This is a genomic window from Streptomyces varsoviensis (genome assembly GCF_000718635.1).
Lineage (GTDB): Bacteria > Actinomycetota > Actinomycetes > Streptomycetales > Streptomycetaceae > Streptomyces > Streptomyces varsoviensis.
Genome location: NZ_JOBF01000018.1, coordinates 66,073 through 78,105, shown reverse-complemented (window position 1 = coordinate 78,105; position 12,033 = coordinate 66,073). Strand labels below are relative to the sequence as shown.

Annotated in this window: 14 protein-coding genes; 6 read left to right on the top strand and 8 right to left on the bottom strand. The window is 73.9% G+C overall.

The genetic code is table 11. The features are described 5' to 3' along the window. Positions 1 to 134 precede the first annotated feature (134 nt). Complete coding sequence (locus IF55_RS24750) at positions 135 to 932, bottom strand: acetoacetate decarboxylase family protein (RefSeq protein ID WP_030889246.1); 798 nt, start codon at positions 930 to 932, stop codon at positions 135 to 137. Between the two features lie 203 nt (positions 933 to 1,135). Here IF55_RS24750 and IF55_RS24745 point away from each other — a divergent pair, with 203 nt between their 5' ends. From IF55_RS24745 to IF55_RS24725, 5 genes are all read left to right on the top strand, one after another. Next, positions 1,136 to 1,753, top strand: a complete 618-nt coding sequence (locus IF55_RS24745; RefSeq protein ID WP_030889252.1) for a TetR/AcrR family transcriptional regulator — start codon at positions 1,136 to 1,138, stop codon at positions 1,751 to 1,753. 117 nt (positions 1,754 to 1,870) lie between these two features. Further along, positions 1,871 to 2,884: a DEDDh family exonuclease gene (locus IF55_RS24740; RefSeq protein ID WP_030889254.1), complete on the top strand. Its 1,014-nt coding sequence runs from the start codon at positions 1,871 to 1,873 to the stop codon at positions 2,882 to 2,884. A 133-nt stretch (positions 2,885 to 3,017) separates the two neighbouring features. Then, a complete protein-coding gene (locus tag IF55_RS24735; protein ID WP_030889257.1) occupies positions 3,018 to 3,911 on the top strand; it encodes an SURF1 family cytochrome oxidase biogenesis protein in 894 nt (297 codons plus the stop codon). A gap of 29 nt (positions 3,912 to 3,940) precedes the next feature. Next, a complete protein-coding gene (locus IF55_RS24730) occupies positions 3,941 to 5,737 on the top strand; it encodes a glycoside hydrolase family 15 protein (RefSeq protein ID WP_030889260.1) in 1,797 nt (598 codons plus the stop codon). Between the two features lie 4 nt (positions 5,738 to 5,741). Then, entirely contained in the window at positions 5,742 to 6,497 is a 756-nt protein-coding gene (locus IF55_RS24725; RefSeq protein WP_030889263.1) for an SDR family oxidoreductase, read from the top strand. A 659-nt stretch (positions 6,498 to 7,156) separates the two neighbouring features. Here the strand turns inward: IF55_RS24725 and amaP are convergent. The 5 genes from amaP to IF55_RS24695 form a co-directional block, all read right to left on the bottom strand. Then, positions 7,157 to 7,753 carry an alkaline shock response membrane anchor protein AmaP gene (gene amaP / locus IF55_RS24720; protein ID WP_030889266.1) on the bottom strand — a complete coding sequence of 199 codons (597 nt, stop codon included), beginning with the start codon at positions 7,751 to 7,753 and terminating at the stop codon, positions 7,157 to 7,159. A 7-nt stretch (positions 7,754 to 7,760) separates the two neighbouring features. Then, the gene (locus IF55_RS24715) at positions 7,761 to 8,426 is read right to left on the bottom strand and encodes a DUF6286 domain-containing protein (protein ID WP_030889268.1); all 666 of its coding nucleotides are present in this window, start codon (positions 8,424 to 8,426) and stop codon (positions 7,761 to 7,763) included. Further along, positions 8,423 to 8,761 carry an Asp23/Gls24 family envelope stress response protein gene (locus tag IF55_RS24710; protein WP_030889271.1) on the bottom strand — a complete coding sequence of 113 codons (339 nt, stop codon included), beginning with the start codon at positions 8,759 to 8,761 and terminating at the stop codon, positions 8,423 to 8,425. Before IF55_RS24710 ends, IF55_RS24715 begins: the two co-directional genes overlap by 4 nt. Positions 8,762 to 8,938: 177 nt before the next feature. Next, on the bottom strand, positions 8,939 to 9,130 hold the full coding sequence (locus IF55_RS24700) for a hypothetical protein (RefSeq protein ID WP_030889278.1): 192 nt from the start codon (positions 9,128 to 9,130) through the stop codon (positions 8,939 to 8,941). A gap of 12 nt (positions 9,131 to 9,142) precedes the next feature. Next, positions 9,143 to 9,634, bottom strand: a complete 492-nt coding sequence (locus IF55_RS24695; RefSeq protein WP_030889281.1) for an Asp23/Gls24 family envelope stress response protein — start codon at positions 9,632 to 9,634, stop codon at positions 9,143 to 9,145. A 172-nt stretch (positions 9,635 to 9,806) separates the two neighbouring features. Between IF55_RS24695 and IF55_RS24690 the strand changes: the two genes are divergently transcribed. Beyond that, positions 9,807 to 10,589, top strand: coding sequence for a hypothetical protein (locus IF55_RS24690; RefSeq protein ID WP_030889284.1), 783 nt, complete (start codon positions 9,807 to 9,809; stop codon positions 10,587 to 10,589). Between the two features lie 149 nt (positions 10,590 to 10,738). Here the strand turns inward: IF55_RS24690 and IF55_RS24685 are convergent, their stop codons facing one another. Further along, a complete protein-coding gene (locus IF55_RS24685; protein ID WP_030889286.1) occupies positions 10,739 to 11,524 on the bottom strand; it encodes an enoyl-CoA hydratase/isomerase family protein in 786 nt (261 codons plus the stop codon). Between the two features lie 105 nt (positions 11,525 to 11,629). Further along, complete coding sequence (locus IF55_RS37610) at positions 11,630 to 11,851, bottom strand: helix-turn-helix domain-containing protein (protein ID WP_030889289.1); 222 nt, start codon at positions 11,849 to 11,851, stop codon at positions 11,630 to 11,632. Positions 11,852 to 12,033: the final 182 nt, after the last annotated feature.

Sequence of the window (12,033 nt, the reverse complement as noted above, 5' to 3'; positions counted from 1 at the left end):
AATCGGTTGGCGCGCGGGGCTCTTCGTACGGGGTCCGCGTGCGGGGCTCTGCTTGCGGGTTCGCGTGCGGGGCTCTGCTTGCGGGGCTCTTCGTACGCTGCCGCGCGAGCGCCGCGCGCCGTCGTACCGGAAGCTCAGACGCTCCCCTCCGGCGGCCCGTCCACGATCTGCAGGGCGTCGTCGTACCGCTGGTGCACATACGGCAACAGGGCCTGCGGGCTGACCCGTTCGACGACCCGGCCCCGCTGGTCCGTGGACTTCTCGCCGATCGTGATCTCCACGAGCCGGCGCACCGGCAGGTCGGCGACCGGGTCGTACGCGGACTCGCGCAGCAGCACGTCGCCGCTCATCGCCGCCAGCTTGCGGACCTTCTCGGTGCGCGTGCAGTGCACGAGCACCGGGTCGGCGTCGAAGCCCGTGCCGTCCACGCCGGGCAGGAACTTGAAGTAGAAGTCGATCTTGTCGGCGGGCGGCGGCAGCGGCAGTTCGCCGCCGACCGCGCCCCGGACCTCGACGAAGGCGATGCCGTGCCGCGCCAGGTAGGCCCGTACGACGCCGCCGTCCCGCTCGATCACCACCTCGCCGAGCTTCTTCGGCTCGCCGAAGACCTCGCGCCCGCCGATCAGCGCCCGTTCGTGGGTCATCGGCATGACCAGCGGGTACCAGCCGTCGTGCCCGCCGTGGTGCGCCGCGACGGCCACCGAGCCCGCGCCCAGGGGGTAGCCGGGCAGGTCGACCTTGCTGATCGCGGCCCGTACCAGGGGGCGGCCGGTCGGTTTCAGCGGCGGCGGCAGCACCGCCGCCACCGCGTCCGGATCGCTCTCCCAGAGCGCCACCACGCCCGTGGACCAGATGTCGGGGAGCTTCGCGCTCCCCTCCCGCGCCGCCTTGACCTCGGCCGCCTCGCGCGCGCCGTACCGTACGCGTGCCATGTCCTACCGCCCTCCGACGGGATGTCCGGTGCTCGGCCTGGTGCTTGGTGCCTGATGCCTGGTGCCTCGTTCGTCGTGCCTGGTGCCTGTTACTCGTCGCGTGGTACCTGTTGCCTGGCGCCTGATCCCTGTTGCCTGTAACACAGTTACAGGCACGAGCGCGAAGGGTAAAGAGCCCCGCACACAGCGGAGTTGGGGGCGACATGCCGAAACCGGCGCTGACCCGCGAGGACGTGCTCGACGCCGCCGCGCGACTCGTCGAGCGGCACGGCCCGGGGGCTCTGTCGATGCGCGGGCTGGCCGCCGAGCTCGACACCGCCGTCACCTCGATCTACTGGCACGTGGGCAACCGCGAGTCGCTGCTCGACGCGCTCGCCGAGGCGACCGTGGACCGGCTCGCGACCGTACGGGCCACCGGACGCACCCCGCGCCAGCGCATCGTCTCGGTCGCCCGCGCGCTCCGGCGGGACCTGCTGGAGCATCCGCAGCTCATCGCGGTCGTCCATGAACGCGGCCTGACGGAGCGGATGTTCGTTCCCGCGCAGCGGGCGCTGATCCGGGAGGTGCACGCCGCCGGGCTGCGCGGGGCGCGGGCGGCGGCGGCCGTGCGGGCCGTGCAGTTCCAGGTGGTCGGGTACGTCCTCGTGGAGCGCAACCGCGAGCGCGCGCCCGTCCGGGCGCGGGGCGGGGCGGCCCGGTGGGACGCGTCCGCCGCCGACCACGACCCGCCGCTCGCGCGGGCCCTCGCCCATCCGGTCGACTCCGAGCGGCTCTTCGTCACGTCCGTACGGGCCCTGGTCGACGGGCTCCTGACGCGCTGACCACGCCCGTCGCGCGCGCACCGGCCGCGACGGGTGCGGCGGGCGGTGCGCGCGGGGCCCGGCCGGCCGCGCCCTGGCGGGGTTCGCTGTCAGCGGTGGCCCGTATCCTCTGGGACCATGCTCGAAGACCACACCGCAGCCGCACCGCCGACCCCGTGGCCGGCCGCCTACCCCGAGGGGTACGCGGTCGTCGACGTGGAGACGACCGGCCTCGCCAGGGACGACCGGATAGTGTCGGCCGGCGTCTATCAGCTGGACGCGCGCGGCGAGGTGCAGGACCACTGGTACACGCTGGTCAACCCCGAGCGCGATCCGGGCCCGGTCTGGATCCACGGCCTCACCTCGGACATGCTGGCGGGCGCCCCGCTGTTCGGGGAGATCGCCGCCACGCTGTCCGAGAAGCTGGCGGACCGGGTGCTCGTCGCGCACAACGCGGCCTTCGACTGGTCGATGCTGGCGCGCGAGTACGCCCGCGCGCGGGCCACGACCCCGGTGCGGCAGCGGCTGTGCACCATCGCGCTCTCCAAGGAGCTGCGGCTGCCGCTGCCCAACCACAAGCTGGAGTCCCTCGCCGCGCACTACGGGGTGGTGCAGCAGCGCGCCCACCACGCGCTGGACGACGCGCGGGTGCTGGCGGAGGCGTTCCGGCCGAGCCTGGCGCTGGCGGCGCGGGCGGGGCTGCGGCTGCCGCTGCTGGCCTGCCAGCCGCTCACGGAGTGGTCGGACGGGCCGTCGGCGGCCTCCCCCATCGGCTATCAGGGCGGGCGCTCCGGGCACGCTCCGGCGGGTTCGTACCGGCCGGGTACGTGGCGTCCCAGCCGTAAGCGGCCGGCCTGCCCGTATCCGAATCCGGGCCGGTACGTTCCGGGCGAACAGCTCATCCAGGGTATGCGGGTGGCGTTCTCGGGCGACACGTCCGTCGACCGCGAGCTGCTGGAGGACCGGGCCATCGAGGCCGGGCTGCACATCGCGACCAGCGTCTCGCGGCTGACCAGTGTGCTGGTGACCAACGATCCCGGCGCGGCCACGTCCAAGACCGTCAAGGCCGCCTCCTTCGGCACTCCGGTGATCGACGAGGCCGCTTTCATGCAGTTGCTCTCGCACGTGGTGCCCGCGGCGCCCTCCGCGTGAGGCCGGGGGGCCCGGGCGGGCGCGCAGGGCCGGGGTCGCCCGGCCGAGACCGCCCGGCGCCCCGGGTGCCGGCAGCCCGGCCCGGCGGGACCCAATAGTCCGGGTCCGCACCCCTGCGGGTACCGTCAAAGTCGTGTATCGCTTCCTGTTGTCCCGGCAGTGGGTGATCCTCACGCTGGTGGGGCTCGTCCTGATTCCGGTGATGATCAAACTGGGCTTCTGGCAGTTCCACCGCCATGAGCACAAAGTCGCGCAGAACCAGCTCATCGCGGACAGCCTCGCAGCCGAGCCCGTACCGGTCGGCAAGCTCACCGCGCCCGGCCGCCCGGTTCCGCACGACGACATGTGGCGGCGGGTGACCGCGCAGGGAACGTACGACACCAAGGACGAGGTGGTGGTCCGCCAGCGGACCTCGGCGGACGGCCGGAGCCAGGGTTACTACGTCCTCACCCCGCTGCTGCTCGACGACGGCCGGGCGGTCCTCGTCAACCGCGGCTGGATCCCCGCCGACGGCAACCTCACCGAGTTCCCGAAGGTGCCCGCGGCACCCGCCGGGAAGGTCTCCGTCCTCGGGCGGCTCAAAGAGGACGAAACCAGCGGCTACAGCGGCATCAAGGATAAAAAGGGCCTGCCGCCCCGCCAGGTCATGCTGATCAACAGCGGCGAGCAGGCGAAGAACGTGCACCGCCCGCTGCTCTCCGGCTACATCGAGCTGATCTCCCCGCACGCCAAGGGCCAGCCCGAACTCGTCCCCGCCCCGGACCACAGCGAGATCGGCCCGCACATGGCCTACGCCATCCAGTGGTGGCTGTTCACCGCCGCGGTCCCCGTCGGCTGGGTCATCCTGGTCCGCAGGGAGCGCCGCGACCGCCTGGCCTCGGCGGCCAAGGCGGCTGCCGAGGCGAAGGAGGCCGGGGCCGGCCCCGAGCCCAAGGAAGCCGGGGCGAGCGCCAAGGATGCCCGGACCGATACCCCGGGCAGGCCGGAGGGCGGCGAGATCGCCCGTACGGCCGCCGCGGCGGAGTAGCACCCCCGCCGACCGGGAAGGCGGCACGCGTGGCTCAACGTATCGAGGACTACGCGCTCATCGGCGATCTCCAGACCGCCGCCCTGGTCGGCAAGGACGGCTCCATCGACTGGCTGTGCCTGCCCCGGTTCGACTCGGCGGCCTGCTTCGCCGCGCTGCTCGGGGACGAGGACAACGGGCACTGGCGGCTCGCCCCGGCCGGCGCCGGCACCTGCACCCGCCGCGCCTACCTGGAGGACTCCCTCGTCCTGGAGACGGTCTGGGAGACGGAGAGCGGCGCCGTCAAGGTCATCGACTTCATGCCGCAGCGCGACAAGGCCCCCGACGTGATCCGCATCGTCGAGGGCGTCAGCGGCACGGTCGAGATGCGGGGCGTACTGCGGCTGCGCTTCGACTTCGGCCGCGTCGTCCCCTGGATGCGCCGCTCCGGCACCAGCCGGCGGGTGGCCATCGCCGGCCCGGACTCCGCCTGGCTGCGCAGCGAGCCCCCGGTCAAGACGTACGGCCACGCCTTCTCCACCTGCTCCGACTTCACCGTCACCGAGGGCGAGCGGGTGGCCTTCGTGCTGACCTGGCACCCTTCGCACAAGCCGCGCCCGAAGGAGCACGACCCGTACCGGGCCCTCGAACACAGCCTCGCGGACTGGCGCGCCTGGGCCCGCAAATGCAGCCACCAGGGCCCGTACCGGGAAGCCGTCGTCCGCTCCCTGATCACCCTCAAGGCGCTCACGTACGCGCCCACCGGCGGTATCGTCGCCGCCCCCACCGCCTCCCTCCCCGAGTCCATCGGCGGCGTGCGCAACTGGGACTACCGCTACTGCTGGCTGCGCGACTCCACGCTCACCCTCGGCGCGCTGCTCTCCGCCGGGTACCAGCAGGAGGCCGCCGACTGGCGCGACTGGCTGCTGCGCGCCATCGCCGGCGACCCCGCCGACCTCCAGATCATGTACGGCATCGCGGGCGAACGCCGGCTGCCGGAGTACGAACTCCCGTGGCTCGCCGGGTTCGAGGGCTCCACGCCCGTACGCATCGGCAACAGCGCCGTCGACCAGCTCCAGCTCGACGTGTACGGCGAGGTCATCGACTCGCTGCACCTCGCCCGCTCCGCCGGGCTCAAGGACAAGCCGCACGCCTGGAACGTGCAGCGGCGCTTCATGGAGTTCCTGGAGTCCACCTGGCGGGAGCCCGACGAGGGGCTGTGGGAGGTCCGCGGGCCGCGCCGGCACTTCGTCCACTCCAAGGTGATGGCCTGGGTCGCCGCCGACCGCGCCGTACGCACCCTGGAGGCCGACCCCGAGCTCGACGGCGACCTCGACGCGTGGCGGACGATGCGCGACGAGGTGCACCGGGAGGTCTGCGAGAAGGGGTTCGACGCCGAGCGCAACACGTTCACGCAGTCCTACGGCTCGACCGCGCTCGACGCCGCCACGCTCCTCATCCCGCGGGCGGGCTTCCTGCCGCCCGACGACCCGCGGGTGGTCGGGACGGTGGACGCGGTGGCGCGGGAGCTGTGCCACGACGGTCTCGTACGCCGTTACAGCACCGAGGAGGACGGGGACGGCACGGTCGACGGGATTCCCGGGACCGAAGGCGCCTTCCTCGTCTGCTCGTTCTGGCTGGCCGACGCCCTGTGCATGACCGGCCGGAAGAACGAGGCTGAGCGGTTGTTCCAGCGGCTGCTGTCGCTCCGCAACGACGTGGGGCTGCTCGCCGAGGAGTACGACCCCGTGGCCCGCCGGATGCTCGGCAACTTCCCGCAGGCGTTCAGCCACATCGGCCTGGTCGGCACCGCCCACACGCTCACGGACGGGAACCCGGCAGACTGACCCCATGGATCTTGGACTCGAAGACCGCGTATACATCGTCACCGGCGCCACCCGAGGGCTGGGCAACGCCACCGCGCGCGAACTGCTCGCCGACGGCGCGAAGGTGATCATCACCGGGCGGGACGAGAAGGCGGTGGACGCCGCCGCCGAGCAGCTCGGCGCGGGCTGCGTGGGCGTCGCCGCCGACAACGCCGACCCCGCCGCGGCCGACCGCCTCATCACCGCCGCCCGCGACCGCTTCGGCCGCCTCGACGGCATCCTCATCAGCGTCGGCGGCCCGCCGCCGGGGTCGGCCGCCGAGAACACCGACGCGCAGTGGCAGACCGCCTTCGACACCGTCTTCCTCGGCGCGGTCCGGCTCGCCCGCGCCGCCGCGGAAGTGCTCGACGCGGACGGCGTGATCGCCTTCGTCCTCTCCGCGTCCGTGCACGAGCCGATCGACGGACTCACGATCTCCAACGGGCTCCGGCCGGGGCTCGCCGGGTTCGCCAAGTCCCTGTCCGTAGAGCTCGGCCCCCGCGGCATCCGCGTACTCGGCCTGCTCCCCGGCCGCATCTCCACCGACCGCATCCGCGAACTCGACGCGCTCGCCGGCGACGCCGACGAGAACCGCGCGCGCCGCACCGCCTCGATCCCCCTGCGCCGCTACGGCACCCCCGCCGAGTTCGGCCGCACCGCCGCCTTCCTCCTCTCCCCCGCCGCCTCGTACATCAACGGCGTCATGCTGCCGGTCGACGGGGGCGCGCGCCACGGCTTCTAGCCGGGCCGGGCGCCCCGCCGGGGCCCCCGGGCCGGAGGGCTCCGCCGGGGCCCTCCGGGCCGGGGGGCTCCGCGCGCGGCGGGTGCCGGGTCCGTACGGACGAAGGCCCAAGCCGTACGGGCGCGCACGACGCGCGACGGTGTCCCCCTGGCCGCGGGCCATGCGGCGGACGCCTGAGCCCCTGCGGGGGGCTCACGCCCATACGGCCGATGTCTGAGCCTCCACGGCCGGCTTCAGGCCGGTACGGCCGGCGCCTGAGCCTCCGCGGCGGTTTCACGCCCGTGCGGCGGATGCTCGCACTTCCGCGGGGGGCTTCACGCCCGTACAGCCGACGCTCGAACTTCCGCGGGGGGCTTCACGCCCGTACAGCCGACGCTCGAACTTCCGCAGCCGGATTCAGGCCCGTACGGCCGATGCCTGAGCCTCCGCGGCGGCTTCACGCCCGTGCGGCGGATGCTCGAACCTCCGCGGGGGGCTTCACGCCCGTACGGCCGATGCTCGAACCACCGGGGTCGGCTTCGCGCCCGTACGGTCGGCGCCTCAGCCGTCCGGTGCGCGGGCGTGCCGGGTCCGGGCCCGGTCGTGGTTCGGACGGCAGCGGTACGGGCGGCCGAGCTACGGGCGGCAGTGGTACGGAGCCGGGGGCGGGCCCGGAAGGGTCATGTCACGCGGCGGGCGCGGTGGCGGAGGGCTCGGAGGCGGACCTCGGCCGGGAGGCTGTCGAGGCCCGCAGAGACGCGGGCGTGTTCCAGGGCCTCGGTCCGCAGCCGGTCCAGCGCGACGGCCGGCTGCGCGTGCGGCTGGAGGACCAGGCCCACCCGGGTCCGCGGCGAGGTGCGCCGGCCGCGGAGCATCACGTGGGCGCGGTCGACGCCGTCCAGGTCCTCCGCCTCGGCGGCGAGCGCGTCCTCCAGCGCCCGGCCGCGCAGCAGCGCGCCCTCGCCGTCGCCGCTGTCCACCAGCAGCTCGCGCAGGCGGCGCCGTCGCAACTGTGCCAGCAGCCACCACAGGCACAGCAGCACCAGTACGGCCAGCACGGCGATGACCACCGGCCACCACCAGCCGGCCGACCGCCACTTGGTCCGGTCCGCGTCGCTCAGCAGCACGTCGTGGGGGTCGCTCCACGGCCAGGCGGAGGGCAGCGAGAACCCCCACCGGCGCGGCAGGTCCAGGCCGCCGAGCAGCACGGCGGCGCCCAGCGCCACCAGCACCAGGCCGACGAGCCCGAGCAGTACCCGATTGACGGTCCTCAACACCGCGCGCTCACCTCTTCGACGGTCGGCGTACGTGCACGGACAGGCCGGGCTGCCGCACCAGCCCCAACTCGCGGATGCCGTCGGACAGCGCCGCGTCCAAGTCGCCGCGCACCGCCTCCACGTCCCGGAAGTGCGACTGCGCCCGCGCCTTGACCCGGCGCCGCTTCACATCCACCCGCACCGACTGCACCCCGGCGACCTCCATCGCCCGGTCCCGCAGCACCAGCGCGGCAGCGGGGCGGTCCAGCCCGGCCCGTACGTCGCCGGACCGGCGCATCGGCAGCGACCCGCGCAGCCCCGGAGTCAGGGCCAGCACCAGCAGCCACAGCCCCAGCACCACGGCGATCGCGGCCCCGGCGATGACCCAGCCGTGTTCGAGGTGACGGGTCGCCAACTGGTCCGCGAGCCACCGGCGCCACCGCATCGCGGGGCGGTCGGCCCGTACGGCCGCCACGTCGTAGAGGAAGAGCCCGGCGGCGCCCAGCAGCACCAGCGCGACCACGATGGCCGGCGCCCGGCGCGTGGACCAGAACCGCCCGGCCCGGCCGCCGTCCGGCTCCGGGGCCGCCGCGTCGCGCCCGGCCCCCGCCGCGCCCGCGCCCGTGCCTGCCCCCGTGCCCGATGTCTTCTCCAGCGTCGGGGCGCTCCGCGTACCCGGTTCGATGTCGCTCATCGCACCCTTCCCTGGCCCGCGCGCTGGAGCTGCGGCGACTGCAGCCGCTCCACGGTGACCGCGACCTCGGGCACCTCCATGCCCGTCAGCGTCCGTACCCGCTCGGCTACTCGGCGGCGCACCGCGCCGCACTGCGCGCCGATGTCGGACGGGTAGCCGAGCGCGACGGAGACCCGCACCCTGGCCGACATCTCCCGGACGGCCACGGCCGCGTGCGGTGCGTCGGTCACGCCGTCCGACGCCGGGCCGGCCAGCGCCTCGCGCGCCGCCTGCGAGGCGATCTTCGATACGACCCGGTCCGCGATGCGCGTGGCACCGCGCTCAGCCGGCTCCACCGTGCCCCCTCACCGCGCGTTCCCGCGCTGCGTTCTCGGCGTTCTCGGTGTTCTCGGTGTTCTGAGTGCTCTGAGTGCTCTGAGTGCTCTCAGCGGTTTCGGTGCTCTGCTCTGCGGCCTCGGCGTTCTTCTCGGCGGCCTCGGCGATGCGAGCGCCTTCAGGGTGGGCCGGCACCGTCACCGCCGGCGTCCGTCACGCTCGCGCGTGCGGAAGAAATCCCCCGGCTCCAGATCGCCGTCCAGGAACCGGCCGGCCACGAATCCGATGGCACCCAGGGCCGCCACCAGCAGAAAGGCTCCGAACCCGCCGAAGTACCCGGCGAACCCCAGCGCCATGCCCACGATCAGACCGACCACGGCCATGCTCATCCTGTGCTCCTTCTACTGGAGCCTCGGCTCCGACTCGTCCTCTTCTTCGTCCGGCAACTTCACGTCGCTCACCGCGATATTGACCTCGACCACTTCGAGGCCGGTCATCCGCTCGACCCCGGAGACCACGTTCTCCCGCACGGAGCGCGCCACATCGGCGATCGACACGCCGTACTCGACCACGATCTCCAGATCGAGCGCCGTCTGCACCTCACCCACTTCGGCCTTCACACCACGCGTGACGGACTTCCCGCCGCCGGGCACCCGGTCCCGTACCGCGCCGAAGGTCCGCGAGAGACCACTACCCATCGCGTGCACGCCGACCACATCGCGGGCCGCCAGCCCGGCGATCTTCTCCACGACGCCGTCGGCGATGGAGGTCCGGCCCCGGTCGCCCGGCGCGTCGCCGCGCTTGCCGCCCGACCCGAGCGTCTTTCTGCCCTCGCCGCCCGACTGCTGCTGGCCGGACGATCCGGACCGGTTGAACTGTTCCGTGTCGCTCATCGCCGATCATCCCTTTCCGCGGGGAAGGAGCGGCCTGCCGCTCCTTTTGCCACCCTAAGGGCGATTCCGCCGTCCCGCTCCGGGGATACGGCGACCGTGGCGCGTCACCCGCCGATCGGGTGGGCCGGTGCGGCAGGCTGGGCGTACGGACGGACGAAGGGGCGACGGACACGTGGTCACGGACCGGTTGGCACAGGCGGTACGGCAGCAGCTCGGCCTCGGCAGGGTGCTGCCGCTGGGCGGCCCGGCGGACGGGGCGTGGATCACGGAGCGCGCGGCGAGCGGCGTACTGCGCCGGGCCGCCGACGCGCTGCCGGGCGTCCGGCTCGGCCGCCTGCGCGTCGCGGCGCGGGACTCCGGCCCGGCGGCGGACCCATCGGCGCCGTCGGTACCGCCGGTGCCGCCCCCGCCGAGCGCCCTGCCGCCGGGGCCGCTGCGTATCGAGGCCGACTTCGCCGCCACGGCCGACCAGCCGCTGCCCACCACCGCCGGCCTGCTGCGCGACGCGCTACGGGCGGCGGCGGTGGACCGGCTCGGGCTGACCGTGGACACGGTGGACCTGCACATCACGTCGCTGCTGGACGGCGGCGGCGACACCGGTACCGCTGCCGCGGGGGGAGCCGACGAGAACGCGGAGCCCACGGGCCCGTCCGCCGACACCGCCTTCCCCCCGGGCGGCGCCCGTACGGAGACCGCCGCCATCGAGGACGCGGCGCTGAGCGTCCCCGGCGTCACCCGACTGGCCCCGGCCCTCGGCGGCCCGGCCGCCCACGCCGTACGCACCGAGCCCGCCGACCGCCACGTACAACTCCAACTCGCCGTCAGCGCCGACCACCGCGCCCTGACCGCAGCCCTGGCCGCCCGCGACGCAGTAGCCGCCGCGGCATCCAGCCCCGACGGCCCGGTCACCGTCGCCGTACTCGTCACAGCGATCGACGACGATGCCGAGGTCTGAGCCTCACAAACCGCCGGATTCGCGTCGTCAAGCGCTCCCGGCCCGCTCGCCGCGGCGGCGACCAAAGCCTCGGCGGCCGAGGGCTCAAGCCCGCCGACGGGGTCCTGGCCCACCCGCGGAGCCGAACCCGGCCGGAGGCCGAGCGGAAATCAGTCGGAGAGGCCCGCCAGGTCGCGCAGGCGGCGGCCCTGGGCCGCGCGTTCGGCGGCGCGTTGGGTGTCGTACGGGCGGCCGGCGGCGTCGCGCAGGAGCGCCTTGGTCTCGATGACGGCGTCGCGGGGGGCGGCGAGGAGGGCGGCGGCCAGGTCGGCGACGGCGGCGTCGAGGTCGGCGGCGGGGACGACGAGGTTGGCGAGGCCGGTGCGTTCGGCTTCCTCGGCGTGGACGAAGCGGCCCGTGGCGCAGATCTCCAGGGCGCGGGCGTAGCCGACGAGGGAGAGGAGCGGCGTGGTGCCGGCGAGGTCCGGCACCAGGCCGAGGCTGGTCTCGCGCATCGCGAACTGCGCGTCTTCGGCGCAGACGCGCAGGTCGCAGGCGAGGGCGAGCTGGAAGCCGGCGCCGATCGCGTGCCCTTGGACGGCGGCGATGGAGACGATGTCGTTCCGCCGCCACCAGGTGAACGCCTCCTGGTATTCGGCGATGGCGGCGTCGAGGCCGCTGTCCGAGCCGCGTGCCAGGTCGAGGAAGGACGGTTCGCCGTCGAAGCCCTCGGGGGTGAATGCCTGCCGGTCGAGGCCCGCGGAGAAGGACTTGCCTTCTCCGCGCACGACGACGACGCGCACCGTGCCCGGCAGCACCCGCCCGGCCTCGGCCAGCGCCCGCCACAGGGCGGGCGACTGGGCGTTGCGCTTGGCCGGGTTGGTCAGTGTCACCGTGGCCGTGGTCGCCGCTTCGTCGACGGCGAGCCGCACGCCGTCGTTGTCGAGCAGGGTCAAGGGGTGCCTCCGGAGTCAACCGCGGTTAAGTTGACTGAACAGTAACCACCCGATCGGCCGACCGGCAGACCGGGTGGCGGCACTGCTTTCCGGGGCCCCGCCTCGTCATGCAGAGGCGGGTTTCTTGCCCCTCGTCGCTCCTCCGCGGCCACGCAGAGTTACGCCCGATTCGCTGAGCATCCGGTGGACGAACCCGTAGGAACGGCCGGTTTCCTCGGCCAGCGCCCGAATGCTCGCACCGGAGTCGTACTTTTTCTTCAGGTCTGCCGCGAGCTTCTCGCGCGCGGCGCCGGTAACCCGGCTGCCCTTCTTCAGAGTCTCGGCCACCCGTGCCTCCTCATGGGAAGTGCGCTCTGGACTCTCATGATCACCCCTCCACGCCGTCCTGGCCACCCATTCGGCAAGGTAGGTGGGAGGGGTTTTCCCGGCGTTCTGGGGCCGACAGCCGCCGGAACTCGGGATTCCGAGGAGGCCCGACCGTACGGCCGTCCGGGTTGCCGGGCGAAGCG

Excerpts from the sequence above, each read along its gene's own strand:
- IF55_RS24750 (WP_030889246.1), bottom strand. The coding sequence starts at position 932 with ATGGCACGCGTACGGTACGGCGCGCGCGAGGCGGCCGAGGTCAAGGCG.
- IF55_RS24745 (WP_030889252.1), top strand. The coding sequence starts at position 1,136 with ATGCCGAAACCGGCGCTGACCCGCGAGGACGTGCTCGACGCCGCCGCG.
- IF55_RS24740 (WP_030889254.1), top strand. The coding sequence starts at position 1,871 with ATGCTCGAAGACCACACCGCAGCCGCACCGCCGACCCCGTGGCCGGCC.
- IF55_RS24725 (WP_030889263.1), top strand. The coding sequence starts at position 5,742 with ATGGATCTTGGACTCGAAGACCGCGTATACATCGTCACCGGCGCCACC.
- IF55_RS24715 (WP_030889268.1), bottom strand. The coding sequence starts at position 8,426 with ATGAGCGACATCGAACCGGGTACGCGGAGCGCCCCGACGCTGGAGAAG.
- IF55_RS24700 (WP_030889278.1), bottom strand. The coding sequence starts at position 9,130 with ATGAGCATGGCCGTGGTCGGTCTGATCGTGGGCATGGCGCTGGGGTTC.
- IF55_RS24695 (WP_030889281.1), bottom strand. The coding sequence starts at position 9,634 with ATGAGCGACACGGAACAGTTCAACCGGTCCGGATCGTCCGGCCAGCAG.